Here is a 26,195-nt window from a genome sequence, read left to right as displayed (position 1 = left end):
ATTTCCTCGTCCGGCGGCTGCTCCTACGGGTCCGGAAGCTCGTCGATCAGTACGACGGCCTCGCCGTCGACGACCGTCGTCGCTTGGCCCGCGGTCTCGGTCTCGATGACCGTCGAGAGTCGGTACCGGTCGGGGGCGAGCGCCTCGATGACGTCGACGCGCCCGCGGACGCGATCGCCGATCCGGACGGGATGGAGGAAGTTCAGATCCTGGGAGAGATAGATCGTCAGTCCGGGAAGGCGGGCGAGGGCGGCACTGATGATCCCGGCGACCAGCGCCCCGTGGCTGATGCGGCCGCCGAATCGCGTCTTCTCGGCGAACTCGTCGTCGAGGTGGAGACGATTGGTATCGCCGGTGATCTGAGCGAACGCCCGGATGTCGTCCTCGTGGAGGACTTTCGAAAACGAGACCGTGTCGCCGATCGTGATTTCGTCGGAAGTGTCGACGGATCGCTCGAACTCCCAGCTGTGCTGGTCGAACGCGACGGAGTCGACGGCCGGAAGCAGGGGTTCCCGTGTTGCCTCGTTGCGAAAGAGGGAGAGCGCTGCCCGATTCAGTGCCCTGGAACTCCGGAGCATCGATTTGGTCATCTCGGTCCAGGCGTCCACGAACATACGCGCCATATGCGTATCGATAGCAATTAACAGGTCCAATCGTTTCACGGACGTCATCGAAGATTGATCCCGCGCCGCTGGTGTGCAAGCCAGCGCTACGCCGCGGCTGGCGACGAACCTGCGCCAGCGCGGTGTCACGCCCCGGGCCCCGAACACGGCCTAATCTGCCCCCGTCCGCGATGCCCCGCCCCGGTCATTGGGTCGTGGGGCGGCACCGCGGGTGCTGAGAGTGTCGGGAGCGCACGCCGATTCGAGTCCCGAGCGGCCACTGCTCCGTTTCGCAGCGGTTCTGACCGAACTGAAAACCGTCGATCACCGCGGCACGAGCGCTCGTTCCTCACGGCGCCGGTCCTGCTGTGCCCGGAGAAGGTCGATGATGCTAGCGCTCAGTTCGCTCCGGCGATGTTTGGTCAGCAGATGGTACCGGAGGTTCGATTCGGTCCGTATGGCCCGCTCACAACAGGGGCAATAGAGATGATCCCCGTTCATTGGTCCCTGTTACTCTCGGAGACGGCAAATAGGTTGTGCTAGTCAATACCACACACGATCATCGGATCGCGGACGGCGGTCGTGTCGGTTGCGATCACCGGCTCGCAGGTCTCGCCGCATCCGACGCGGTAATCCCGCGTTGCATCTCGATCGACGGCGGAAGTTCGCGAACGCACCGGTCGCGAGCAGGGACGCCGGCGGCAGCGCGCGTTCGTACCACGGTGTTATCGTCGATTCCCTCACGCGAGACTCCTCGAACGTCGCGGTCGGTTCCCGCCGACTGCCTACCAACGGCAGCGAGATGCGTCGCTCCGGCCCTGGTGGAGCCGATCGGAGCGCGACCGAACTGCCCCCAGCCGAGCGGCGGGTCGACCCCGAGACCCGTCAGTCGAGATCCGTCCCGCACGTGGCACAGAAATCCGCCTGCCACGGCACCGTCGTCTGGACTCGTTGCTCGGCGTCGCAGGTCGGACAGTACGCCCGCGATTCCCCCTTCGATCCCATTCGTGCTCAGGTGTCACGGCAACGTTCTCTTATATAAATATTGGTGAGCGAACGCTGCATCGCCGGCTCTGGCCGGCGCGGCTGGCGCCGACTTCGACAGTCGCCTGCTCGTAACGGGTCGCCGCCGAAGGGCCACTTTCCTCACCCGCTGGCTCCCGGCTCGGCCAGCGCCCCGCCTCGCGTCTGGACTCGCCTCTCGGCTCCGGTGTGTTCCGATCGGTACCGAGGACGCCGAGCGACCGGCCGTAATCGACGTCCGGGACGCCAGGCCGGGCCGAATCCCCATCCCCGCCCGTGAACGCGCGGGGCTGGACGCTGTCTCGGGCGCCGGGCAGCCGAGGCATTTACGGTCCCGCCAGACACTCACTCGAGTAGATGCCGACACGACGCCGGATGCGGTTCGTTCACGGCCAGATCGCGTGGATGGTCGCGACTATCGTCGTCTTGACGGTGCTCGGGGCGCTGTCGTACGAGCTGTTTTTCGTTTGCTCGCTGATCGGCTTCCTGATCGTGACGGAACTCACGGCGCCGGTCACTCTCACCCCGGCCTGGCGACGCCGTCTCACGTGGCTCATCGCGCTCGGGCTGGGCGGCTTCGCCGTCGTCGTGATCAGACGGATTCTCGAAATCCTGCCGCCGGAGGTGCTGCCGTGGTGACCACTCCGATGGACGCGGCTCGGGTGGCGGCCGAACCGCCGGGCCGACGCGTCCGGGGGGCACCGCCATGACGTCACGCGAGTGGGTCCGGGACGGCACGGGGATCGACTGGCCGACCGTCCTCCTCGTCGCACTCACGGGTGTCGTCCTCGTCGCGCTGCTCGTCGCGGCCAGCACCTCGTCCGCGGCGTTCGGGCTCTACAATCCCGCCTGGGACGGCGCCGCGGACTTCCGCGAGGGGGTCGCCGGCGACGCCGGCGTCGAGACCGACGTCCTCCGGGAGCCGAGTCGCTACGACGAGGTCCGGGCGAACGAGACCGTCGCGTTCGTTATCGCACCCGAGGAACCCTACGGCGACGAGGACGCGGCTCGTGTCAGACGATTCGTCGAACGCGGTGGCACGCTAGTCGTGTTCGAGAACGTCGAATCGGGCGGCAACGAACTGCTCGCTGCCGTCGGGGCCGACGCGCGGACGGACGGGCGGCTGGTTCTCGACGAGCGCCACTACGATCGGGGACCGGCGATGCCCGTCGCAACAGCCGTCGCGAATCACTCGCGGACTGCCGGCGTCGACCGGCTCACGCTGAATCACGCGACGGCGATCGAGCCGAACGACGCGACGGTGCTGGTCGCCACGAGCGAGTACGCGTATCTCGGCGACACACCGGACGCGGAACTCGACGACGAGACCGTGCTCGGGTCCTATCCGGTTGCGACCGTCGAGAACGTCGGTACGGGCGAAGTGATCCTGGTCGGTGATCCCAGTCTCACGATCAACGCGATGTACGACAGACCGGACAACGCCGCGTTCCTCCGCGCACAGTATGCGGACGAGGAGCGGGTGCTCTTTGATCGGTCCCACGCCGGGGGAGTCCCACCGCTCGTTGGCGCGCTCCTGACGATCCGTGAGCTGCCGCTGGTCCAGGCCGTCCTGGGTGGCCTCGGCGTCGCCACCGTCGCAGTGGTCTCGCGTCGACGGACCACACCCATCGTCGACGCCGTTCGAACGCGCATCTGGTCGACGGCACCGATCCAGGACACTGCTGAGCAACGGGGCCCGGCGGCAGAAGACCGCGCGGCCGCCCTTCGCGAGCGCCATCCCGAGTGGGATGACGAACGCATCGAGCGCGTGGTCAAAGCGCTTAACCGCACCCGGTCGAAACGGGAGGAGCAATGAGCGAGATGGAGCCGACGAACGAGCCCGGGGCCGCGGCAGGCGACCCACAGAACGTGTTCACGGCGATCCACACGGAAGTCGACCGCGTCCTGGTCGGCAACGAGGACGCGGTCGAACACCTCACGATCGCCCTGTTGACTCGGGGGCATCTCTTATTCGAGGGCGTCCCGGGGGTTGCGAAGACGACGCTCGCCAATCTGTTTGCGCGGGCGTCCGGCCTGGACTACCGCCGCATCCAGATGACGCCGGACGTCCTCCCGGCGGACATCACCGGCACGCACATCTACCGCGAAAACACCGGCGAATTCCAGCTCCAGCGGGGCCCCATCTTTTCGAATCTGGTCGTCGCCGACGAGATCAATCGGGCGACGCCGAAAACCCAGAGCGCGTTGCTCGAGGCGATGGAAGAGCGGAGCGTCACGATCGAAGGGGAGACGCTCTCGCTGCCGGAGCCGTTCATGGTCGTCGCGACGCAGAACCCGATCGAGATGGAGGGCGTCTTCGAGCTGCCGGAGGCCCAGCGCGATCGCTTCGTGTTCAAGCTCACGGTCGAGTTGCCCGCCCGCGCGACCGAACGCGAGGTCCTCGATCGGTTCGACGACCGGCCGGACCTCGGGCCAGCGGACATCGAGTCGGCGATCGGTCCCGAGGCGATCCGCGCTGCACGCGCGACGGCGATGGACGTCTACGTCGCCGAGCCGGTCAAGGAGTACATCCTCGATCTCGTCGACGCGACCCGCGAGCATCCGGACGTCGAGTATGGTGCGTCGCCCCGAGCGAGTCTCGCATTTCTCGACGGCGCGAAGGCCCGGGCGGCGATTCGGGGCCGCGAGTACGCGATTCCGGACGACGTCAAAGCGCTCGCACACCCGATCCTGGCCCATCGGCTCGTGTTAACCACCGACGCCGATCTCGGGCACGTGACCCCCGACGAGATCATCTCGAAGATCGTCGACGGCGTCGAGCTGCCGGATGTGAACGTGCCCGACGCGGCGTGACCCGGGACGGCAACTCGCGTTCTCCCCCTCATCTCCGTTCCGGGCCGCGATCACGGTGCTCGTCCTCGACCGGTGGCGTGGCAGCGATCGTCGCGCGCTACTCGCCCCACTCGAACTCGCTTTGTGCGCCGGGATCCCCGTCGTACCGACAGGTGACCAACCAGTCTGCGCGCTCGTCGCCGACGTCGACCTCGAGCTCGACCGAGCGGTCGAGCCCCTGTGCCAGGCCGACGGCGAGAAACGACCCGATCGGATGATCGAATCGATCGACGGCGCCGAAGGCACTGTTCGACACCGCGACTGTCACCCGCCCGGCGTCTGCGTCGACGTCGGGCTCGGCGCCGGCCGCCAGTTCGAACTGTTCGACGAGCCCGTCACAGAGCTGGCGCGCCAGCGGTTCCGGCGTCGACGCGAGGTCGCCGGCCAGCGCGCGCTCGAACTCCGCAAAGAGCGTGCCACCGGTCGGGTCGAGGAGGAGCCCCCGCCCCGGCTCTTCGAGCACGAAGGGGCCATCACGGGCTGCGGGCGCGTCGGACTCGCGGTGCAATGGCACGTACAGCTGGACGGCCCGCGCTTGCGTCGGTGGGAGGTAGAGACGCTCGTCACTGAGCCCGAGTTCGGCTGCGATAGCCGCCCCGTTGGCGGCGCTGGCGGCGTAGACGCGTTCGCCGACGGCAGCCGCAACGAACTGCCCAGGGGTGAGTGAGTACGTGAGCACGGCGCCGAACACCCCCGTCGCGCCCAGTGCGACGAATACCGCCCGAGTATCGGGAAACAGCAGGCCGCCAGCGAGCGCGACTACCCCGACCGCAGCCAGTCCGATCGCCGTCCGGCGATACCGGGATTGCCGAGCGCGGGCGTACTCTTCTCGAAGCCGGCGGTTCTCTTCGGCGAGCAGTTCTAGCTGTGCGGTCTCTTCGAGAGCCGCAGTATCGGCCGTCTCGGTGTTCAATGCTTGCATCTGGGACGGGGGTGCGGATTCGGTACTATCGGCGGTGTCGCTGAACGATTCCTTGCTCATAGCTCGTCACTGTCTGCTGTTACATCCCGAGTCGGGTCGTCGTCGACGAGGCCGAGACTGACCAGTGCGTACCGGTACAGGCCGTAGTGGGCGAGTGCGAGGAGGCCGACGGTCGTCGCTGCAGCCACCCAGAGCGGGTGCCAGCGGAGGGCAAGCCACGCCAGTCCGGCCACGGAGACCGCGGTGCCGACGGTGACAGTGGCGACCCCCACCGGCGATCGGGTCCGAACGGCCGGCGCGACCAGGAGTGCGAGGAAGCCGGCCTCGACGAGCGCCAGCGAGACCGGATCGATGCCGGCCGGAAACAGGGGGACGAGGAGAAGATGTCCGATCGCAAGCGCGTACGGCGTCCCGAGTGCGTACCAGACGACGATGGTGCCACTCCCCGCGAGGACTCCCGGGGGGCCCGCACGCAGCCCGACCACGAGCAGAAGCCCCAGGATCGCCCCCATCTCCGGCCATCGCGCCCGCGGCTGTGAAGCGGTGGCGAGTAGCGATTCCGGACGGGACCGCGATCGGGTCACGTCGGTCCGATCGCTCATCGACGTCCACCTCGCGGTCGATCCCGGCCGGCGGCGAGGACGCTCGACAGTCGATCACCGGGCGCGACCTCGAGCGCGGTGACCTGCGCCATTCGATCGAGGTCGCGACGGAAGTCCTCGAAGGCCACGTATCGCTCGTACGCCCCTTCGAGGTCCGCCAGGCCACCCGACTCGAAGAGGACCGTCGGCGCGAGCAGGACCAACACGTCCCGGCCCTGGTCTCGCGCCTGCCGAATCGCCGTACGGAGGGCGGCCGGGTCCGAGTCGTCCGTACAGAGAACCGTTCCCCCACGGCCGCGGTGGGCTGCTGCCGCCTGGATTGCCCCGAGTAATGGATCCGACTCGAGTTCCGTGCTGACGGCGTGACGGGCCGCATAAAACGGCTCGAGGGTTCGCGAGAACGCGTCGCCGCGATCGAGGTGCGACAGCGCCGCCCGGGGCTGCGTGACTGCGGGCCCGTGAGCGAGCGCGTGGGCTCCCCCACCGACACCGACCGCGTCGCCAGCCGCGCCGGTGGTCGTGGCCGCGTTTCCGGGGGTGGGACTCGGCTCCGGCGGCCGGGACTGCTGGGGGGTCACAGCGGGGGCCAGATCGAGCAATCGACGGCGGATCGTCGTGTAGTGTGTTGGCCCTCGCTCGGGGGCGATCTGGGTGGTCAGTCCCGTTTCGGCGACCGTCACCAACCCGATCGGATCACCGGCGTTGCGGGCGCCCGCCGTCAGTGCGAGTGCGACGGTCCGGAGGTAATCGAGTTTCGTCTCACCGGGCGGTCCCGTCGAGAGGGCGTCCCGATGATCGAGACACAGCACGGTCGGGCGCTCCGTCTCCGCGTCGCGCTCACGCACGTAGAGCGTCCCGAGTCTGGCGGTGGCGTTCCAGTCGATTCGATCGGCCCGGTCCCCCGGCACGTATTCGCGGAGTTCAGCCGGCTCGAGTCCGGGGCCGAGGCGCCCGCTCTCGTGGTCGCCCTGCGTGGTGGCCACGCGTTCCCCACCCTCGCCGACGTGGACGGTTCGCGGGCCACGCGGTTCGACGGTGACCGTCGGCGTGGGGCCGACGGCGACGGTCGTCTCGAAGAGCCCGTCGGTCGCCGTGAGTGACGCGTGCTCGAACCGGTGGCGGCCCGCGATCGGCCAGGTGACGTCCGTCGTTCGCTGTGCGCGAGCGTCACCGGGTGCCAGTGAGAGGGCCAGCGGCTCGGTAACCCTCCCTCCCGGTGGCACGCCGGCCTCGAGGGCGAGCCGTAGCGAACACGGCGCCTCGAGCGTCGCCGCGAGCGTGACCGGGGTCGTTTCGTTCGTCCGAATTCCCGTCGTGTCGGGTGCCTGGAGCACGTCTACTCCAGCCACCGTCTCGGTCACCGCCGCGAGAAACAGGTACTGGCGGCTCAGGGTCCACGCGCCGATCAGCGCCGTCGCGACGAGCAACAGCGGGCGGGCGAAGACGACCGCACACGCGGCGAGGAGCACGGCGAGGACGCCAGTCGCCCAGAGGTGACGCGTCGGACGCATATCCCAGTGACTTTGCGGCGGCGTGTTGAACTTACTGGTTGGCGATTCGCGCCGCTCGGACGGGGACTCGAGCAGACAGGTTTTTGTGCTGAGCGAGCAATCACCGGTCGTGAACGACGCCGGCCGCGCGCTCGTACTCGCGGTACTGCTCCTCTGTTCGCCGATAGCAGCGACCACTGGAGCAAGCGTTTCAGCCGCGGACGGAGCAGCCACCCCGATCGCGACACTCGACGCGGACGACGGCGCGAACGAAACCGTTCGGCACCAGAATCCGGACGAGTACGACGCCGACGGCGATTCCGAACGCATCGAAGCCTGGCTGTCGAATCGGCTCTCGTCGCGGTTGGCGGGGAGCACGGTCTCGCTGAGCGAGGGCGAATACGATCGGGCGCGGAACTTCGTCGGCGAGGAGTATCGCGACCGGCTCGGCCAGTACGTCGAGGTGGCCGGTGACACGGGCGAGGGTGGAACGGGTGCCGGGCGTGACGACCGGAACGATCCCGAGGCGGCATTCGAGGAGGCCGCGGACGAACAGGAGCGCCTGATCGATCGTCTCGAGGAGTATCGAACGACGAAAGACGAATACGAAACCGCGGTTGCGGAGGGCGACGACGAACGCGCCCGCGAGCTGGCCCGCGACCTCGAAGAGATCGCGGCGGACATCGACGAGACGAGCGAGAGCCTGATCACGAATTACGAGCTCATCACGTTCGAGACCGACGACGATCTCTCGGACGCCGCCGACGCGATCGACGAGACGCGACGCGACATCCGGGGCGAGCAGGCCGTCGTCCGCGACGAGCAGTTCGTCGAGACGAAGCTGCGCCTCGACGCCGACGACGAGACCGTCTCGTTTCTCGAGCCGCTCGTCGCTCGCGGCGAGATACGAACGGCGGACGGCTCGCCGATCGACGGCGACGACGCGCGATTCGTGATCGATGGGGATCCCGTTGCCGTCGAGACGGGGGCGAACGGCTCGGTTGCGTTCGAGTACCGCCCGACGACGCAGCCCCTCTCGGCGGAGACGGTGACGGTCGAGTACGTCCCCGCGGAGCAATCGCCGTATCTCGGGAGCGAAACGACGCTGAACGTCTCGGTGGAGCAAGTCGAGCCCACGATCGCGAATCTCGATAGCACCGAGACGGTCGCCTACGGTGACACACTCGCGATCGAGGGCGACGTGGCAGCGGGGGGCGTCCCGGTCGATGGCGTGGGTCTCGAGGTGCGACTCGACGGCGAACTCCTCGGCGAGGTGCCGGTCACCGATGGGCGGATCGCCGGCGCGGTGCCAGTCCCAGCGGCGGTCCGCGACGGGGGCCACACGCTCCGTGTCGCCCTGCCGTTCGACGACCGGGCGCTGGCCGGCACGATAGCCGAAACGCCGGTGACGGTCGCGGAAACGGAAACCGATCTGACGATCGACGCGTCGGCGACCGACGAGAACGAACTCCAGGTCGCCGGCACCCTCGAGACGGCTGCCGGTGACGGCGTCGGCGACCAGCCCGTCGAGATCCACCGCGACGGGGAGACCGTCGCGACGGTGACCACGGATTCCGCCGGCGAGTTCGTCACGACGCTGGCTGTGCCATCGTCGGCCGCCTCCGACGTCCACGTGGCGGCCGAGTACGACGGGGCGGAAACGAATCTCGCGCCGACGGCGACCGAGACGACGGTCTCGCTGTCGGGGACGGACCGCGGCCCCTCGTCGTCGAGACCGACGTGGGCCGTCCTCGTGGGGATCGTCGTGATCGCGGCGGGTGGGGGTCTCTGGTGGTGGAGACGACGGCCCGCTGCTGGCGGGGCCGTCGACGACGCCGACCCCGACCCGGTCGCCGATCCGCCGGGAACGGGCGACCGCGCGACCACGCCCGAACTGGTCGACGCGTTGCTGTCACGGGCGCGAGAGCACCTGGCGAACGGCCGACCGGAGGCCGCGGTGCGAGCCAGCTATGCCGCGGTTCGACACGAGTATCGGGACGATGCGGAGACCCCGGCCGCGCGCACGCACTGGGAGTTTTACCACCGGCTCGGCGACGACCTCGACGCGGAGGGCGAGACGATCGAGCAACTCCGGGCCGTCATCACGGAATACGAACGGGCGGCCTTTGCACCCGATCGGGTCTCCGCCTCGGCGGCCCAGCGCGTCCTCGAGCGCACTCGCCAGGTGTGCGCCACTGAGACGCGATCGAGCGCCGAGTAACGGTCATCGAGCGGTGGCAGAGACGGGCCCCACATACGTCGACCGAGCGACTTTTACCACCGTCTTGCAGATAACTGAGTGAATGGTCGATCGACGGTCGCTCCGGTTGCTTCTCCCCCGACCGCTCCGGGCGCTCCCGGCGGATCTCGTGGCGATGCTCCTCGTGACGGCGCTCGTCAACGTCGCCGTCTTCACACCGGGGGTTCGCGAGACGCCGTTCCGCGTGCCACTCGGCCTCGCGTTCGTGTTGTTCGTGCCGGGCTACGTCTTCATCGCGGCCCTGTTTCCCGAAGCGGGAGAGTCGCCGACTGCCGACCCGGAGCAACCCCGCCACGAATCGGACGCGACCGTACTCACGTCGTTGCGCTCGGGAATCGACGGCATCGAGCGCGTCGCGCTGGCGTTCGGTCTGAGTATCGCGATCACGCCGCTGATCGGTCTCGTCCTCAACTTCACCCCGTGGGGCATCCGGCTGTCCCCGATCATGGTCGCGATGACGGTGTTTACGCTGGTCGCGACGGCGATCGCCGCCCACCGTCGGTGGCAACTCCCCGCCGACGAGCGGTTCGCCGTCCCGTACCGCGAGTGGTACCGCGCGGGCCGTGCGGAACTGCTCGAACCCGAATCGCGCCTCGACGCCGCCCTGAACGTGGTGCTCGTGGCGTCGATCGTCCTCGCCGTCGGGACGGTCACGTTCGCGATCGTCGCCCCGCCGGCGGGCGAGCAGTTCTCGGCGATCTACATCCTGACCGAAGACGACGACGGCGACCTCGTCGCCGACGGGTATCCGACCGAATTCGTCCAGGGCGAGAGCGCCGAGATCGTCGTCGGGGTCGACAATCACGAGCACGACCCGACGGAATACACGGTCGTCGTCCTGGAGCAGGCCACCGAACAGCGACCTAACGAAACGGCCACAACCGGGCCCGGCGGGAACGACTCGGCGGTCAACGAGACGATCGTCACCGAGCAGCGCGAACTCGATCGATTCGAAACGCAACTCGCGCACAACGAGTCCTGGCACCGCTCTCACGAAATCGAACCGACGCTGACGGGCGACGATATCCGCATCGTCTGGCTCCTGTTCCCCGGCGGGGACGTGCCGGCCGACCCGTCGATCGACGATACCGAGTATTACGTCCACCTCTGGGTGTCCGTCGACGAGTCGACCGACGGCTCGCGGCGGTGAACGGGACTGCGAGCACCGCTCCGTCGGCACCCGAACCAGGCGGACGAAAACGGAACGCATTAACTGACGACTTCGAGTAGCAGATCCTGTGGACGACAACGATCGGTCTATCGTCGGGTTCGTCATGGTCGGCCACGCGATGGTCCACACCTACGAGCTGTCGATTCCGATTTTGATGACGATCTGGCTGCTGGAGTTCTCGTCCACCGAGGCGGTGCTGGGCGTCGCGGCCGCGATCGGCTACGGGCTGTTCGGCATCGGCGCACTCCCGGGCGGACTGCTGGTCGACCGGTTCGGCGCGCGGGCGTTGATCACCGCCTGTCTCGCCGGGATGGGGCTCTCGTTTATGGCCTTGAGCCTCGCGCCGGGGGTCGTCGGTGTGGCGGTCGCGTTGGCGCTCTGGGGAGCCACAGCGAGTGTCTACCATCCCGCAGGCCTCACGCTCATCAGCAACGGCGTCGAGGAACGCGGCCGGGGGTTCGCCTATCACGGGATGGCCGGGAACGTCGGCATCGCTGGCGGCCCGCTTCTGACCGCCGTCCTGCTGCTCGCGTTCGACTGGCGGCTCGTGGCGGCCGGCCTCGCGATCCCGGCCCTGGTTGCCACTGGCGTCGGCATGACTATCGAGTTCGATCCGACCGCGGCGGTCGAGTTCGCCGACGGCGGTCACCAGCGACGGATACCGACGTCGCTCGCCGAGTTCGTCAGCGAGACGCGACGCCTGTTCTCCTTCGGCTTTCTGCTGGTCTTCGTCATCGTCGCGTTCAACGGGCTGTACTACCGCGGTGTTCTGACGTTCCTCCCGGATCTCCTCGGCGACTTCCTCACGGCGGCCATCGGCGACGTCCGGCCCGGCGTGTTCGATCCTGACAGCCGGCTCGCTACGGAGTTCGACGTCTCCCGGTATCTCTACGCCGGGCTGTTGACGGTCGGCATCGGCGGGCAGTATCTGGGGGGCCGGCTCACGGACGCGATCGAACCCGACCGCGGGCTGGTCGGGATGCTGACCGCCCTTACCGTCATCGCGTTGCTGTTCGTTCCCGCCGCCCGGGCGGGTCTCTGGGGACTGCTCCTCGTCAGTTTCGTGCTCGGCTTCGTCCTGTTCGCTATGCAACCGCTCACGCAGGCGACGATCGCGAAGTACTCGCTCGTGGGATCTCGGGGGTTCTCGTTCGGCTACACGTACCTCGCTATCTTCGGGATCGGGGCCCTCGGTGCGGCGATCGTCGGGACGGTACTCACCTACGCGTCGGTGTCGGTCGTGTTCGTCGTGCTCGCGGGCTTTTCGGCGATAGGGGCCGTTCTCGCGGTCTCGCTCGTGTCGGGTCAGTAGGCGACTGGGGCCCAGCCCGCAGCGGCTCTGACAGACGGCCAGTGAGTGGACCCTCACCGTCGAGACGAGGGATGCCGACCCGCGGCACCTGTGACGAGTTCGTGACGCGCTGTGTCGTTCGAGGCTTTGGCAGCGTCGGCGCGGGCCGCGGCTGCCTCGCTGTGCGACCGACCGTGATCCAGGACGGGGCGGGTATCGATCGGGACGCGGGCGGCGACGCCAGCGGCGTGTGAGACCCCGCCCGCGATCGCGGGACGGCGAACCAGTTCGCCCGTACGCGGCGTCGCCGCCGAGAACGCTCGATCGGGACCCCCGTTTGTCCAGTTTTCCCACCGTTTATGCGCCGATAGCATGAACGCTTGCATCCAATCCTGTTTTATTTCTAGACATTTAGTCAATATATAACTAATTATTTATATGACCGGTCGCATCGAACACGTATGTCATACGGACGGTCCCGAAGATATGACAGTCCGTCAGTCGGGACGATCTTCGGCACTCTCGTCGCAGCCCTGGTCGCCAGTCTCTCGTTCGCCGGGTTGCTATCGTCGACCGGACACCTCGAGAGCGTCGCTGCGCTGTACGGTCTCGAGGACGTTTCCAGCGACTGGGCGGTCGTCGTCGCACACGGCCTCGTCGGTGCCGTGCCCTTCGTCGCGGGGCTGACCCGCGCCGCAAAGCACCGGTTCGCACCGGCCCCGCTCGCGGCCGCGCTCCGATCGCCGTTCCTCGGGGGCTGTCTCGGCGTCGCCTACGGCACCGTCTGCTGGCTCGTCGGCGTCGCCTACGGCGTCCCCCTCTGGATCGACCTGACCGGCGGGTCCCTTCCGCTGCCGTACCACCACAGCGCGAGTCTGGTGGCACTCATCGGGTACGGTGCCGTCCTCGGGGCGTGGTATCCGCTGGTTCGAACCGCCGTCGACGACCGTGGTCGGGCGCGTCGCTCGCGGCCGTGACACTCGCGAACCGGTATCGGGGCTGCGATTCCGACCCGAACTCGACAAGCGCCGGCGTTACTCGATCACGTATTCGACGATCCGGTCGGCCTCGCACACCGGACAGGTCGTGACCGACGGCGACACCCCCGTCCCACACTGCCGGCACTCCCGGACGACGGTCGCGTCGGGCCCCCGGAAGAGCATCGACGTTATGAGGTCTTTCATCACTGATTCTGAGTGGAAATCCCGTCAGCCGTGTACACGTTATCGGAGTGCTATCCCAGCCGGCGAGAACCGCCCGCTGCCGTGTGAATCACGGCGACGTGGCCGGAACATCAGTCGTCGGTGGGCAGCGCCTCCCCCCGGAAGGCGTCCTGAATGGCGTCTCGAAACGCCGTGAACTGCTCCACCTCATCCCGGACCGTCCGCTGTGTCTCTTCGACGTCCGCGACTGCGTCTTCGAGTCGACGGAGTTCGCCTTCGACGGCGTCGTGCCGGCTCTCGAACGCCGACTCGAGTTGGCCGGTCCGGTCCTCGACGGTGTCGAGGCGCGTTTCCAGGGCGACCTGCTCGTCGCGAACCCGGTCGAGTTGCTCGCGAACCGCGTGCAGGTCGTCCAGTACCTCGGTGAGGACGTCCTCTCCGGACCCGTGGTCGTCGAGGAACTCCTCCATGGCGTCGAGATAGGCCGCGAGGTCCTGAAACCGCGACTGCAAGTACGTCACCCGCAGTTCGAGGCTCGAGCGGGAGCCGTCGATATCGCCGAGTTCTCGCGCCAATCGATCGCGCTGCGCCGGCGTCGCGTCCGCGTCCAGCGTCCGGAGCACCGTGTCGACCAGGTCGTCGATCGTCTCGCCGTCGTCGACAGCCCCGTCAGCCGCGCCGGTCGCTGCCGTCGTCCGGGTGTCGACCGTCGCGGTGCCGCCATCCGCTGGCGTTCGGGGTCCGGTTGAAGGCGTGGCCGAGTCAGTCGCAGAGTCGTCCACGATATCCGCGACGGAGACTTCGTCCTCCGGCATCTCGAAGTCGTCCACGTCGGTGCCCCCGTGGGCCGCCGACTCCTGCTCGCCGTCGGTACCCGGAGTCGCCTCGCTCCCCCGCGTCGCGGCGGTCGGCTTCTGCCCGCGGGCGCCTTCGTCGGACGTCGCCACGGCGTCAGCACCGCCTCGCGCGGCCTCGTCGATGACCAGCGTCGGCGGGTAGTGACTCCCGGCCTCGGCCCCGGTCCCGCCGCGAGTGTATTTGTACCCCGTCGTGACCGATTCCTCCGACTCGAGCGTTCGTTCGTACTCGACCGTGTCGTCGACTGTCGACCAGCGCGGTGGATTCGTCGTCGGAATCTCCACGGTCGTCTCCGCCGGGACCGCGTCCAGCACGCGAACCGTCAGCGGACGGTCCCGCGACGATTCCAGCCGCAGTCCGATCCGAACCTCGTCGCCGTCCGCATCGACGTGCTTCGTCACCGTGACGCCGGCTTCTTCGGTGGTGAATAGGTCTGGCATCCAAACATCCCCTCCCACGTACACATTGGTATCAAGAAACTAAACTATTCGGGTTTCCGATAATTACGAAGTCGGCGTGCCAAGGGTATCACCAATAGAAATTAATTGAAGCGATCGCATCTCCGTGTTCAACAGCCGCTGCTTTCCCGCATCGACAGCCGTCCTCGCGAACCTGCCCCCGCGTCGGCCGATACGATTCCGCGGACCCGAGCGTTGAGACCCACTTCGGCCAGAACAGGGACTGCTAGACCGTCGAGGTCGAAGCGACCTGGGAGGACCGGAGCGACGTGCCAGCGGCCGCGTTGCGGATCAGGACGAGCGCGCCGTCGGGAGAGGTGCGCTTTCACGTCGGCCTCGTCGGCGACGTCCGGCTGGTTCGCCCACTCGTTCAGTTTCTCGATACGACACGCCAGACAGTAGAGTTCGTGGGTGTTCGGCGACTGCCAGTTTTCCCGCTCGAGCCAGAATCCCTCGACCTCGTCCCCATCGATGTCGTTCTCACACTGGAGACGCTCGTTCGGATGGCCGGGCGGCATCGGCGGCGGCCGATACGGCTGCATAGATGTGGGTTCTGATAGGTATACCATGAACGTTCAGATCTCCTGGCGTCGCTCTCGGTCCAGCAGTCACGATCACGCCGCCGGCGAAGCGCACAGCGGTGCGATCGCCGAGTCCCGCGACCTGCCGTCGCGGGCGATCGAGACGGTGCGCGGCGGTCTGGTAGATCGGGAGGTACGACAGATTGCGAACGTTCGAGGAGAAAGCGTCCCTTCAGGGTGGGGCGTCACGATGGCAGATACGATCGATATTTGTCGAGGGGATGGCCGCGATTTGCCTGGATCCAGCCCACCGTCGTGAGCGACGCCGCGGAGAGCGGGGCGATCGACAGACCGCCGTGGATCAGGGTGTTACTCCCGACGATTGCGAGCACCGTTCCGGTGCCGGCGATGGTGTAGAGGCGGGAATAGCGCGAGGCGACCCCGGTTCGCCAGGCTTCGAAGAAGAGGGCCGTCCCCGCACTGAACAGCACGACCAGTTGCAACGTGTGGAGCCAGTAGAGGAGGTTTGGAGCGATCTCGACGAACACCGTCGACGTGGACTGCTCGACCGGAAGCACCCAGTAGAGTTCGTGCGTTGGATTGGTAATCACCAGCGAAATGTTGATTCCCACACCGATCGCGGCGAGCCCGTAGGCCAACCGACGTCTCGGGACGGATCTCGTGCTGCTGGCAGTTCCCGCGAACAGGAACCAGCCGAGGCCCGCCAGGGAGGCCCCGACGAGGCTCAGGGAGAGAAAGAACCCCTTCACGAGCGCGTGCGGATCGAGGAGTTGCGCGGCGAACATGGCGTTCCAGAGGGCAACGCCCATCACGAGAAGGATGTATGCCAGCCCGTTGTCGCTCCCTCGATAGCCGATGGCTGTGGCGATATAGGGATAGAGTGTGAACGCAGCGACGATGGCTCCGCCAGCGAGGACCCACGACAGCCAGTGAACCGATCCCATGACTGCTCTGGGAAGTATTCTAACTTGTATTTTCCCCTTCTAGTGATAGCATTGGTGAAGTGAACGACGACAGTTAGATTCGCGGCCCGGGCCCGGTGGTCGCTGATCGACCGCTGGGGCCGGTTCCGGTGGAAACGCAGCGGCCCATGGCCTGCAGCGCGGGACACGACCGTCGCGGCCACCGCTGCCCGGTGCGGAAGGTCACTTCGTTGCCCCCGTAACGAACTCGATGGCTTCGTCGGCCAGTTCGTCGGCTCGAGCGCCGTCGCGCGCCTCTGCTGTCACCCGAACCACCGGTTCGGTCCCGCTCGCCCGGATCAGGAACCAGCCGTCGCTCGATTCGACGCGGACGCCGTCCATCGTCTCGACGTCGTCGTATCGATCGGCCACGCGCTCCTCGACCCGGTCCATCGCGCCGGATTTGTCGTCGACCGTTATCGACGTCCGTTCGATCGGATGCGTCGGGATCGACTCGACGAGTTCGGACAGCGGGCCGCGCTCGGCGACCAGTTCGACGAGTTTGCACGCGGCCAGCGGTGCGTCGGGGCACAGCGTCTCGTCGGGCCAGATCCACGCGCCGCTGGGTTCGCCGCCGAAGACGACGTCGTCCGCGGTCGTCCGTTCGGCGACGTAGACGTCGCCGACCCGCGTCCGGGTCACCGTCGCCCCCTCCTCGGCCAGTGCGTCGTCGACGGCGAGACTCGTATCGACGGGGGCGGCGACCCGATCGCCCTCGCCGGCAGCGGTACGGGCGAACAGCGCCAGTAAGACGTCCTTCGGGACGAACGCACCGGTGTCGTCGACGGCGACCATGCGATCGGCGTCGCCGTCGTGAGCGATCCCCACCGCCGCGTCGGTGGTCTCGAGCACAGTCATGAGCGTACTCAGCGTTTCGCAATTCGGTTCGCTCGGTCGGCCGGGGAACGAACCGTCGGGGTTGCCGTTCAGCGTTTCGACGTGACAGCCGACGTCGGCGAGCACGCGAGCGGTAATCGCACCGGCACCGTTGCCGACGTCGACGACGACGTGCGGGGGGTCGTCGATCGAGACAGCCTCGCGCAACGCCGCGGCGTGTTGGTCGGCAGCGTCCGTCCGCTGTCGCCGCGTGCCGATCCCGTCCCACGGCTGAAGCTCGTACGTCGCCGTTTCGAGGCGCTTCTCGATCGCCTCTCGCTTCGCGGGGCCGAACGCCTTTCCCGAGGGCGTCCAGAGTTTGATGCCGTTGTCCGGGGCCGGATTGTGCGAGGCCGTTATAACGGCGCCCGCGTCGGCATCGTACGCGCTCACCGCGCGGGCGATCGTCGGCGTTGCCTCGACGCCGACCTCGATGACGTCGGCGCCACACTCTCCGAGGCCCGCCGCAAGCGCATCGAGCAGGAGTGAACCGCTGTCGCGCGGGTCACGGCCGACGACGACCCGATCGTGGCCCTCCGACGCGACTGCACGCCCGACGGAGAGCGCCAGCGACGCGGTGACGTCCTCCCCGACGGTACCCCGAATGCCGCTCGTTCCAAACATAGCGGCGATTCGGCTCGAGTGACTGTTAGTACTACCGGATATCTGGTCCGGTCGCAAGCGGGCGGATGACGCTCTCGCTTCGCAGCGACGCAGTTTAGCGGTCCCGATCGACCGTTTCGCCGGGCCGGGTCGTCGTCCCGCCGGACAGTTTCAGCCCCGGGGTCAGGCTCGTGTTGATGCCGGTCTTGACGCCGTCGCCGGCGACGACGCCGAACTTCCGGCGCCCGGTGGAAACCCGATCGCCCTTGACCGTAACCCGAACGTCGGCCTCGTCGTGGCGGAGATTGGCGACGTTCGTGCCGGCACCGAAGTTGACGTCGCGCCCGAGAACGCTGTCGCCGACGTACGAGAGGTGACTCACCGACGCACCGGCCGAGAGCACGCTGTTTTTCACCTCGGCAGCGTGGCCGACTTTCGCGTGCTCCCCGACCAGCGTCGCGCCGCGAACGTAGGCGTTCGGGCCGATCGTCGCGCCCGATCGGACCAGGACCGGGCCCTCGATCACGACGCCGGCCTTCACCGTTGCCCCCGCTTCGACGACGACGTCCCCGTTCAGCGTCGCATCGTCGCTGACGTCGCCGTCGAGCCGTCGATCGAGCGCGCCGAGTTTCCACTCGTTCGCTTCCAGCAGTTCCCACGGGCGACCCACGTCGAGCCATCGATCGACCGGGACCGGCGTCACGTCGTGGTGGTCGATCACCCGGGCGAGTACGTCCGTAATCTCGCGCTCGCCGCGTTCGCTCGTCGGAACCGCGAGCCACTCCGTCGCCCGTTCGGGAAAGGCGTACGCGCCGGCGTTCGCGAGGTTCGTCGGCGGCTCAGCCGGTTTCTCGACGATCCCCGTGACGGTCTCCCCGCTGGCGTCCGTACTCAACACGCCGTAGTTGCGCGGCTCGTCGACCTCGACGGCGCAGACGGCCGGACACGCCGTGATCAGGGCCTCGATCGCAGCCGGATCGTACAGGTTGTCGCCGTTGAGCACCGCGAAGGGGCCGTCGAGGTGGGCGCTGGCCGCGTCGACGGCGTGGGCCGTCCCGGCCTGTTCGTCCTGGACGGCATAGGAGACGGTGACACCGCGGTATTCGGACCCGAAATAGTCGCGAACGGTCGCGGCTTCGTAGCCGACCACGAGGACGACCTCGTCGACGCCGGCGTCGATCGCCGCGTCGACGGTGTGGGCGACGAGCGGCCGATCGGCGACGGGCAGCATCGGCTTCGGTACCGACCGGGACAGCGGGCGAATTCGGGTGCCCTCACCAGCGGCGAGTACGATCGCTTTCATGAATAGGGTCCGATTGCGGTATTTGCTTGATAAGCGATTCGTTCGTGATCCGACGTCCGATCGGACCGGCGGCGACGGCGCGGCCGGAAACCGGGACGATCCGGCACGGCGGGTCGGGCCGACGCGTCCGGCGACCGCCGATACGTTTCAGCAAACGGACTGGTCGAACCGAGAGAATTAATTGTCCGTACGATAGTCACCCGGTAATGGCTGCCCCCGCTGTTTCCCCGGACGGTGTCGACACGCCTCCACCGGTCGTCGAAGCGGACGACGTGACGAAACGATACACCAGAGGCGCGGAACCGGGCCGATTGGGTGCCGCTCTCGGCCGATCGGACCCACCGACCGTCCGCGCCCTCGACTCGGTTTCGCTTACCGTCGGCGACGGGGAGATCGTCGGTCTCGCCGGCCCGAGCGGGAGCGGGAAGTCCACGCTGTTGCATCTCGTCGCCGGCCTCGACCGGCCGACCGAGGGACGGATCTCGTTCCGGGGCACGGATCTCGCGGAGCTGTCGACGCGGGACCGGACGCGGTACCGACTCGAGCACGTCGGCATCGTCTTTCAGCACTTCCATCTGCTCGATGCACTGTCGGCTCGCGCGAACGTCGCCTTGCCGCTCGTCGAACTCGGCGTTCGCAAACGGGAGCGCCGACGACGGGCGACGGCCCTCCTCGAGCGGGTCGGTCTCGAGGATCGCATCACCCATCGCCCGCGGGAGTTGAGCGGCGGCGAACAACAGCGCGTCGCGATCGCTCGCGCACTCGTGACCGATCCGACGCTCGTGATCGCCGACGAGCCGACGGGCGAACTCGACACCGAGACCGGTAGGGGGATCCTCGAAGAGTTCGCGCGCGTTGCGGACGACCACGCCGTCGTGCTCGCCTCGCACGACCGAGAGACGCTCGCGGTGTGCGACCGGGTGATCCGGTTGCAAGACGGCACGCGAATCGACGGGACGGATCGACCCACGGTTTCCCCATGAGCATCCACACCGTCGTGCGACGATGGGTCGGACTCGTCGGTGTCGCGGTTCGCCGGGCGGTCTCGCGAGCGACCCACACCGCCCAACAGCGCGTCCTGTTCAGCGTCCTGGGCGTGGCGATCGCCATCACGTTACTGGTCGCCGTCACGGGAATCGGCATTGGCCTCGCGACGGGAACGACCGTCTACGACGACGACGTCGACTACTGGATCGTTCCGGAGAGCGACGGCATCAACTCGCCGCTGGTCGCAACGGACGGGCCACAGTTCGGCTCGGTCCACGAGACGACCGATCGGATCAACGAGATCGAGGACGTTACCTCGGCAACGCCCGTCCTGATACAGGTACTGCGGGTCGAGGGTGGGTCGTCGACGGAGTACGTCCTGGTCGTCGGCGTCGTTGACCACCCGGACGTCGATCGGGTCGCTGGCGTTTCTACCACGCCCCTGACGCCGGGCGATCCGTACTACGCCGACGGTGGGTACGACGGCCAGTGGACCGGCGAGGTCGTCCTCTCCGACAGCGCCGCGGCCGTTCTCGAGGCGTCTGCTGGCGACTCGGTAACCGTCGGGGGGAACGGCTCGTTCACCGTCGCCGGCGTCGACGAGTCCGCCGAGCGCATCGGTGACGTCCCGACCGCGGTCGTTCAGTTGAGCGAGCTCCAGTCGGTGACGGGGGCAGACAGGCACGATCAGGCCGATCAGTTCATCGTGGCGACGAACTCGCCGGCGGTCGAAGACGAGCTTGCCGGGGTGTACGAACAGTCCGCCGTGCTCACCCGGAGTGAACTGACGGCGACGCAGACGATCGATGCCGAGTTGCCGGTGGCGCTCGGCTTCGCAGCGATCGTCGTCGCGGTGACGATCGGGACGCTGTTCGTCGTCACGACGTCCGGACTCGAACTGGTCGCGGATCGACAGCAACTGGCGACGATGAGCGCGCTCGGCGTCTCGGTCCGGAGCCAGCTCACCTTCGTGAGCGTCCAGACGCTGGTGACGACGGCTCTGGGCGGTCTGCTGGGCGGGATCGGCGGGCTCGTTACCGTTCGAGTCGTCAACGAACTCGCCACGCGGACGATAACGACGGAGCCGATCGCCGCGTCGTCCCCGCTGTTCGTTCCCTACGGGCTCGTCGTCGGCGTCGTGATCGGGCTGCTGTCGGTTCCGTGGTTGCTCGTGGCGACCCGTCGCCTGACGGGGGGTGTTCCCTGATGCAGGAGTCGCGCTCCGATACCGGTTCGAGTCGTCCGGCCCGGTGGGGCGGACTCCTCCGGACCGCTGGCGGATTGACCCTCGCCCAGCTCCGCCATCACCGCCTCCGGCTGGGACTGGCGATCATCGGCGTCGCGCTGGCCGTGTTGGCGACGACGCTGCTCGCTGGTGCCGGCGTCGGGGTCCTCGAAACCGGCGAACGGCAGTTCGAAGCCGCCGATCGAGACCTGTGGGTGACGGCGGGCGAAACGCGGTTGACGACCACCGGTGGCGGCGGCTTCGAAAATTCGCTGCACGACTCACGAACGGTCGCCCGGGAGATGGAAACGTACGACGGTGTCGCGAATGCAGCACCGCTGGCGTTCGAAACGGTGTACGTCGGAACTGACGATGGCGAGTTCGAGACGTTCGTCGGCACCGGCGTCCCAGGCGGCGGCTCGGCCGTCCAGGTAACGTCAGGCGAGGGGCTCAGCGGTGATCCCCACTACGCGAACGGGACGTACGAGGGGACCATGACGAACGAACTCCTGCTCGACGAGGAAACGGCACGAGCCCTGAACGTCTCCGTCGGCGATACGTTACACGTCGGCGGGTCGCTCGCGGTCGCCAGGAACACCGAGTTCACCGTCGTCGGCATCTCACCGACCTTCGAACGCATGCTCGGCGCTCCGACCGTGACGATGCCGCTGAGCGAACTCCACCAGGTGACCGGAACGACCCGGACTGAGCCCGCGACGTTCATCACGATCACCGTCGAGGACGACGCAGCCGTCGACGCCGTCCACCGGGACCTTGCGACGGCGTACCCGGAGTACGAGATTCGATCGAATCAGGAACAACTCGAAGCGGTCCTGCAGGAACAGGTGCTCGTCCTCGCGGCCGGCGGAGCGCTCGTCTTGCTCGCAGTCGGCGCTGGCGTCGCGCTGACGGTGTCGCTGCTGTCACTCGTGGTGTTCCAGCAACGGCGCGAGTTCGCCGCACTGCGAGCACAGGGCATCTCGGCACCGCTACTGATCGCGACGGTGATCGGACAGGGGCTGACGATCGGTCTTCTCGGCGGACTCGTCGGCCTCGCACTCACGCCTCCGGGGATCGGGGTGCTCAATCAGCTCGCCGCAGCCGTCGTGGGCTTCGACGACCTCGTCCGGACGGCCGACTTCATCTACGCCAGCGGGATCACGATTGCAGTCGTCATCGGGACGATCGCCGCAGCGATTGCCGGCTGGCGACTCGGCCGCCGACCGATTCTGGAGGATCTCTGACCCGTGATCGGCTCGGGGGACCGACATCGTAGCGATCACACGACGGATAGTCCCAGTGGACGGAACCGCTACCGAACACCGTGAACTCGATCGCGTCGAGACGATACTGGCGTCGCCGTCGCTATTGAGTCCGGGACCGAGACGATCGACGTCCGAAAGCGGTCGTCTCGGGTCGTGAGATCCGCCGCCAATCCGGTCGAATCGGCCACGCGCTACGTCGTGCGGGCGACCGACTCGATTTTTATGTGCGGAGATCGTAGATTGTCATATGACAACACCCCTCGAACGGATTCGACGGCGGTACGAGAACACCGACAAGAAGTGTCCGGAGTGCGGATACGTGGACGAGGAGGGTAACTGGGAGAGTCGGACGGACGGCGGACGGATCGTGTACCGGCACGTCTGTCCCAGCTGTGCTGCGAGCCGCGAGCACACCTTCACCCTCGGATGACGCCGCGGATGCGGACGCGACGTCCACGGACCGATCGAACGGGGCCGTCGACGGGCCGGATGCCGCCCACTCGGACGTATTTGTGCCGCGGCGACGAAGCACGGACAGATGACTGGTAGCGATGACTTCACGATTTTCGGCGTGTACGTGACCGAACCGGTCTTCGACGCACTCGCCGATTCGTTGTACGAAACGGCCGGAATCGTCGACCTCGACGACTACTTCGACGAGGCGGCGGGATCGGTCCCCGCGGGCGATCCCGGCGCCGAAGCGAGCGACGCGCTCCTCCGCGACGTCGTCGCGGAGTTCGACGCGCTGTACGACGCCGCGGATTTCGACGCGGCCAGACGGGTCGATCCCGACGCGTTCCTGCTCGTGCACCTCGCCGCCAGCGCGACGCACGTGACGCGGGCCCGTGAACTGTTCCAGGCCGCCGCGACGATCCAGGAGACGGACCTGCGAACGGTCCAGACCGCGATCCTCGCCGCGTCACTCGACGTCCCCGCCACGACGGCCGATCGGTAACCCGGTTCCACCCGGTCTGGCCGCTGTTCGCCGTCTTCCCGCGGTGGCTGCGCCCCTATCCGCCGCTCCGATCGCTTCGCTCCGGGTAGTGTCGGGCGGAGCCCTCCTCACCGTGGGCGGGGAAAAAGCCGTCCCTCGCTGTATCGACCGTATTCCGCTCAGAACGGGCATCCCGTCGAACGACCGTGGCGGCTGTCGTCGGCGTCGGGCCGCACCCGGCCCCCGAAGGCGGAAACGTCGATCCGCGAACACTCACCACACCGCTGGTACGACGCGGTGCGTCCACTGACGGGCCACGGGCTACCTAGTGACAGCTCACGAGCCACCTGGTGACGAACCACGAACTACCGATCGACGAGCTACGGCCACCGTGCCCGAGGCGATTGACCTACTTATTTATATTCTCGCCGTAGATCGAACAGTCATGTCATACGGACGTTCCAGCCGATACGAAATTCCCTCGGACGGAACGATTTCCGGTGCGGTCATCGCGGCCCTCCTCGCCAGTCTGACGTTCGGCGAACTGGTAGCTGCGACCGGGCACCTCGAGGCCATCCCCGCGCTGTATGGCGTCGAGAGCGCCGTCAACGACTGGGCGTTCGTCGTCGCGCACGGATTCGTCGCCGCCCTGGCGTTCGTCGCGGGGCTGACCCGCGCCGCGAACCACCGGTTCGCACCGGCCCCGCTCGCGGCCGCGCCGTACACACCGTTCCTCGGGGGCTGTCTCGGCGTCGCCTACGGCACCGTCTGCTGGCTCGTCGGCGTCGCCTACGGCGTCCCCCTCTGGATCGAACTGACCGGCGGGACCCTGTCGCTACCGTGCCAGCACGGCGCGAGCCTGATGGCGCTCATCGCCTACGGCGCCGTCCTCGGAACGTGGTATCCGCTGATTCGCACCGCCGTCGACGGCCGGTGACGCTCGCGTCGCGCTTGGCGGTGACGCTCGCGAGTCGATCCGGAACGGACGCGATGCCGGCCCGGAGTCCGATCCGGATCGACGCGGTGCCGATCGGTTTCAGTCGTCGCGCGTGACGATATCGGCCGAGAGGCCCTGTGCCATCTCGATCTCTTTCGAGTTGTTCATCGTCCAGGCGGTGCGCTCGGTGACGGCCTCGATCGCCTCGCGGGCGCTCGGGTAGCCGTTGCCGGACTTCTTGACGCCGCCGAAGGGCAACTGGACCTCGGCCCCGATGCAGGGCAGGTTCGCGTACGCGAGCCCCAGATCGGCCCGATCGCGGAACCGATTGATCTGACGGTAGTCCTCGGAGATGATCGCGCCCGCCAGCCCGTAGGGCGTGTCGTTGTGGATTTCGATCGCCCGATCGATGTCGCCCTCGTACTCGACGAGCGCGACGTGGGGGCCGAAACACTCCTCTTTGAGACAGCGCAGGTCCGGATCGTAGTCGATCTCGTAGACGAACGGGCCGACCCAGTGACCTTCGGCGTGCCCGTCCGGAATCTCGTCGTCTCGGAGTTCGAATCGATCGACGAGCACCTCGGCACCCTCCTGCTGGGCGAGTTCGTTGTGCCGGCGGATCTTCTCGACGTGCTCGGGTTCGATCGCCGGCCCCATGAACGTGTCCTCCTGCAGGGGGTCTCCGACGGCGATGGCTTCTGCGACCTCGACGTACCGGTCTTTGAACTCGTCGTAGACGTCGGTGTGAACGATCAGCCGTTCGCTGGAGACGCAGCGCTGGCCGGTCGTCTTGAACGAGGACATGATCGCCGAGTGGACGGCGACGTCCAGATCCGCTTCTTCCGTGACGACGATGCCGTTCTTGCCGCCCATCTCGCAGGCGGCGAGTTTGCCGGGTTCGCCGCCGACCTTGCTCGCGATCTCGTGACCGACTTCGGCGGAGCCCGTGAAGAGCACCGTGTCGACGCGTCCGTCGTCCGTAATGGCCGCGCCGGCGTCGCCGAAGCCCTGAACCATGTTGAACACGCCGTCGGGGATCCCGGCTTCCTCGAACATCTCGGCGATGATTTGGCCACACCACGGCGTCTGCTCGGCCGGCTTCCAGACGACCGTGTTCCCCTCGACGAGCGCGATCGCCATGTGCCAGAACGGGATCGCGACCGGGAAGTTCCACGGCGTGATGCAGCCGACGACGCCGCGGGGCTTGCGCCGCATGTAGGCGTCCTTACTTGGGATTTCGCTCGGAACCACGTCGCCGTGAGGGTGGCGAGCGTTGCCCGCCGCCCACTCGACCATGTGCCAGGCCTCCGTCACGTCGGCTTTGCCCTCCGAGATCTCCTTGCCACACTCCTTCGTGACGATCGCGCCCAGTTCCTCGTGGCGGTCACGGAGTTCGTGGTAGATGTCCCAGAGGTACTCCGCTCGATCGATGTACGACAGTTCGCGCCACTCCTCGAAGGCGTCCTCGGCGGCCGCGAGCGCCTCGTCCACGTCGTCGGCCGTCCCGCGCCGGAACGTCGCCAGCGTCTCGCCGGTCGCCGGGTTCTCGCTCTCGAACGTCTCGGTGCCGTTACCGTCGGTCCACTCGCCGCCGATGTAGTGGCCGTGTACCTGCGCAGTGGCTTGCTGACTCATATCCGTATCGACGACGAGCGACGTGAAAATATTGATGGTAATTCGTCCGTCGTATCCGCGTTCGATTCTGCACACCGTCGCCGATCTGGCCGCGATATCGCACACGTGTTTGCCTCGCCGGACAGTTACCGCCGTTATTGAACGCTCGAATCCCCCGCCGAACGTTCGGCTGCCCCGTTCGACCGTACGGCCGCCTCGTTCGAACGAACCCGGTTCTGCTCGCGGGAGCGACG

Annotated in this window: 26 protein-coding genes; 14 read left to right on the top strand and 12 right to left on the bottom strand. The window is 67.4% G+C overall.

Annotated features, from left to right (window positions below):
• Positions 1–23 precede the first annotated feature (23 nt).
• Together MUG98_RS04930 and MUG98_RS04925 are read right to left on the bottom strand one after the other, a co-directional pair.
• Complete coding sequence (locus MUG98_RS04930; protein ID WP_265111038.1) at positions 24–614, bottom strand: MaoC family dehydratase; 591 nt, start codon at positions 612–614, stop codon at positions 24–26.
• 312 nt (positions 615–926) lie between these two features.
• Positions 927–1,103 (bottom strand): hypothetical protein, encoded by a 177-nt coding sequence (locus MUG98_RS04925; protein WP_265111037.1) that lies wholly within the window; start codon positions 1,101–1,103, stop codon positions 927–929.
• An 897-nt stretch (positions 1,104–2,000) separates the two neighbouring features.
• Between MUG98_RS04925 and MUG98_RS04920 the strand changes: the two genes are divergently transcribed.
• The 3 genes from MUG98_RS04920 (at position 2,001) to MUG98_RS04910 (ending at position 4,439) form a co-directional block, all read left to right on the top strand.
• Positions 2,001–2,264, top strand: coding sequence for a DUF8044 family membrane protein (locus MUG98_RS04920; RefSeq protein WP_265112556.1), 264 nt, complete (start codon positions 2,001–2,003; stop codon positions 2,262–2,264).
• A gap of 67 nt (positions 2,265–2,331) precedes the next feature.
• Positions 2,332–3,441, top strand: coding sequence for a DUF4350 domain-containing protein (locus tag MUG98_RS04915; RefSeq protein ID WP_265111036.1), 1,110 nt, complete (start codon positions 2,332–2,334; stop codon positions 3,439–3,441).
• Between the two features lie 5 nt (positions 3,442–3,446).
• Complete coding sequence (locus tag MUG98_RS04910; protein WP_265112555.1) at positions 3,447–4,439, top strand: AAA family ATPase; 993 nt, start codon at positions 3,447–3,449, stop codon at positions 4,437–4,439.
• Between the two features lie 97 nt (positions 4,440–4,536).
• On the opposite strand, the gene MUG98_RS04905 is transcribed toward MUG98_RS04910, so the two are convergent.
• The 3 genes from MUG98_RS04905 to MUG98_RS04895 are packed head-to-tail and all read right to left on the bottom strand — an operon-like array spanning position 4,537 to position 7,513.
• Positions 4,537–5,460 (bottom strand): DUF7982 domain-containing protein, encoded by a 924-nt coding sequence (locus tag MUG98_RS04905; RefSeq protein WP_265111035.1) that lies wholly within the window; start codon positions 5,458–5,460, stop codon positions 4,537–4,539.
• Entirely contained in the window at positions 5,457–6,002 is a 546-nt protein-coding gene (locus MUG98_RS04900; RefSeq protein WP_265111034.1) for a DUF8163 family membrane protein, read from the bottom strand. Before MUG98_RS04900 ends, MUG98_RS04905 begins: the two co-directional genes overlap by 4 nt.
• Positions 5,999–7,513 carry a DUF58 domain-containing protein gene (locus MUG98_RS04895; RefSeq protein WP_265111033.1) on the bottom strand — a complete coding sequence of 505 codons (1,515 nt, stop codon included), beginning with the start codon at positions 7,511–7,513 and terminating at the stop codon, positions 5,999–6,001. Before MUG98_RS04895 ends, MUG98_RS04900 begins: the two co-directional genes overlap by 4 nt.
• Positions 7,514–7,622: 109 nt before the next feature.
• Here MUG98_RS04895 and MUG98_RS04890 point away from each other — a divergent pair, with 109 nt between their 5' ends.
• The 5 genes from MUG98_RS04890 (at position 7,623) to MUG98_RS04870 (ending at position 13,191) form a co-directional block, all read left to right on the top strand.
• On the top strand, positions 7,623–9,713 hold the full coding sequence (locus MUG98_RS04890) for a COG1361 family protein (protein ID WP_265111032.1): 2,091 nt from the start codon (positions 7,623–7,625) through the stop codon (positions 9,711–9,713).
• An 82-nt stretch (positions 9,714–9,795) separates the two neighbouring features.
• Positions 9,796–10,902, top strand: coding sequence for a DUF1616 domain-containing protein (locus tag MUG98_RS04885; RefSeq protein ID WP_265111031.1), 1,107 nt, complete (start codon positions 9,796–9,798; stop codon positions 10,900–10,902).
• 88 nt (positions 10,903–10,990) lie between these two features.
• Entirely contained in the window at positions 10,991–12,235 is a 1,245-nt protein-coding gene (locus MUG98_RS04880; protein WP_345779788.1) for an MFS transporter, read from the top strand.
• Positions 12,236–12,306: 71 nt separating this feature from the next.
• The gene (locus MUG98_RS04875) at positions 12,307–12,468 is read left to right on the top strand and encodes a hypothetical protein (RefSeq protein ID WP_265111030.1); all 162 of its coding nucleotides are present in this window, start codon (positions 12,307–12,309) and stop codon (positions 12,466–12,468) included.
• A 207-nt stretch (positions 12,469–12,675) separates the two neighbouring features.
• Positions 12,676–13,191 carry a hypothetical protein gene (locus MUG98_RS04870; RefSeq protein WP_265111029.1) on the top strand — a complete coding sequence of 172 codons (516 nt, stop codon included), beginning with the start codon at positions 12,676–12,678 and terminating at the stop codon, positions 13,189–13,191.
• 57 nt (positions 13,192–13,248) lie between these two features.
• Here the strand turns inward: MUG98_RS04870 and MUG98_RS04865 are convergent, their stop codons facing one another.
• The 6 genes from MUG98_RS04865 to glmU form a co-directional block, all read right to left on the bottom strand.
• A complete protein-coding gene (locus tag MUG98_RS04865) occupies positions 13,249–13,398 on the bottom strand; it encodes a hypothetical protein (RefSeq protein ID WP_265111028.1) in 150 nt (49 codons plus the stop codon).
• A gap of 110 nt (positions 13,399–13,508) precedes the next feature.
• Positions 13,509–14,675: a hypothetical protein gene (locus MUG98_RS04860; protein WP_265111027.1), complete on the bottom strand. Its 1,167-nt coding sequence runs from the start codon at positions 14,673–14,675 to the stop codon at positions 13,509–13,511.
• Positions 14,676–14,803: 128 nt separating this feature from the next.
• Positions 14,804–15,235 (bottom strand): hypothetical protein, encoded by a 432-nt coding sequence (locus MUG98_RS04855; protein WP_265111026.1) that lies wholly within the window; start codon positions 15,233–15,235, stop codon positions 14,804–14,806.
• Between the two features lie 224 nt (positions 15,236–15,459).
• On the bottom strand, positions 15,460–16,179 hold the full coding sequence (locus tag MUG98_RS04850) for a histidine kinase N-terminal 7TM domain-containing protein (protein ID WP_265111025.1): 720 nt from the start codon (positions 16,177–16,179) through the stop codon (positions 15,460–15,462).
• Positions 16,180–16,380: 201 nt separating this feature from the next.
• On the bottom strand, positions 16,381–17,697 hold the full coding sequence (gene glmM / locus MUG98_RS04845) for a phosphoglucosamine mutase (RefSeq protein WP_265111024.1): 1,317 nt from the start codon (positions 17,695–17,697) through the stop codon (positions 16,381–16,383).
• 94 nt (positions 17,698–17,791) lie between these two features.
• On the bottom strand, positions 17,792–18,979 hold the full coding sequence (glmU, locus tag MUG98_RS04840; RefSeq protein WP_265111023.1) for a bifunctional sugar-1-phosphate nucleotidylyltransferase/acetyltransferase: 1,188 nt from the start codon (positions 18,977–18,979) through the stop codon (positions 17,792–17,794).
• Between the two features lie 206 nt (positions 18,980–19,185).
• On the opposite strand from glmU, the gene MUG98_RS04835 reads away from it, so the two are divergent.
• From MUG98_RS04835 to MUG98_RS04810, 6 genes are all read left to right on the top strand, one after another.
• The gene (locus MUG98_RS04835) at positions 19,186–19,962 is read left to right on the top strand and encodes an ABC transporter ATP-binding protein (RefSeq protein WP_265111022.1); all 777 of its coding nucleotides are present in this window, start codon (positions 19,186–19,188) and stop codon (positions 19,960–19,962) included.
• Positions 19,959–21,173: an ABC transporter permease gene (locus MUG98_RS04830; RefSeq protein ID WP_265111021.1), complete on the top strand. Its 1,215-nt coding sequence runs from the start codon at positions 19,959–19,961 to the stop codon at positions 21,171–21,173. The genes MUG98_RS04835 and MUG98_RS04830 overlap by 4 nt, the downstream gene beginning before the upstream one ends.
• Complete coding sequence (locus tag MUG98_RS04825) at positions 21,173–22,435, top strand: ABC transporter permease (RefSeq protein WP_265111020.1); 1,263 nt, start codon at positions 21,173–21,175, stop codon at positions 22,433–22,435. Before MUG98_RS04830 ends, MUG98_RS04825 begins: the two co-directional genes overlap by 1 nt.
• A gap of 268 nt (positions 22,436–22,703) precedes the next feature.
• Positions 22,704–22,886: an HVO_0649 family zinc finger protein gene (locus MUG98_RS04820; RefSeq protein WP_265111019.1), complete on the top strand. Its 183-nt coding sequence runs from the start codon at positions 22,704–22,706 to the stop codon at positions 22,884–22,886.
• Between the two features lie 108 nt (positions 22,887–22,994).
• Positions 22,995–23,411: a hypothetical protein gene (locus tag MUG98_RS04815; protein ID WP_265111018.1), complete on the top strand. Its 417-nt coding sequence runs from the start codon at positions 22,995–22,997 to the stop codon at positions 23,409–23,411.
• A gap of 424 nt (positions 23,412–23,835) precedes the next feature.
• Positions 23,836–24,327 carry a hypothetical protein gene (locus tag MUG98_RS04810; RefSeq protein ID WP_265111017.1) on the top strand — a complete coding sequence of 164 codons (492 nt, stop codon included), beginning with the start codon at positions 23,836–23,838 and terminating at the stop codon, positions 24,325–24,327.
• Between the two features lie 99 nt (positions 24,328–24,426).
• On the opposite strand, the gene MUG98_RS04805 is transcribed toward MUG98_RS04810, so the two are convergent.
• A complete protein-coding gene (locus MUG98_RS04805) occupies positions 24,427–25,962 on the bottom strand; it encodes an aldehyde dehydrogenase family protein (protein WP_265111016.1) in 1,536 nt (511 codons plus the stop codon).
• Between the last annotated feature and the right edge of the window lie 233 nt (positions 25,963–26,195).

Origin of the sequence: Halosolutus halophilus, from assembly GCF_022869805.1 — an archaeon.
Classification (GTDB): domain Archaea; phylum Halobacteriota; class Halobacteria; order Halobacteriales; family Natrialbaceae; genus Halosolutus; species Halosolutus halophilus.
Note: the sequence above shows the minus strand (reverse complement) of the source record. Positions and strands in the feature narration are given on the sequence as shown.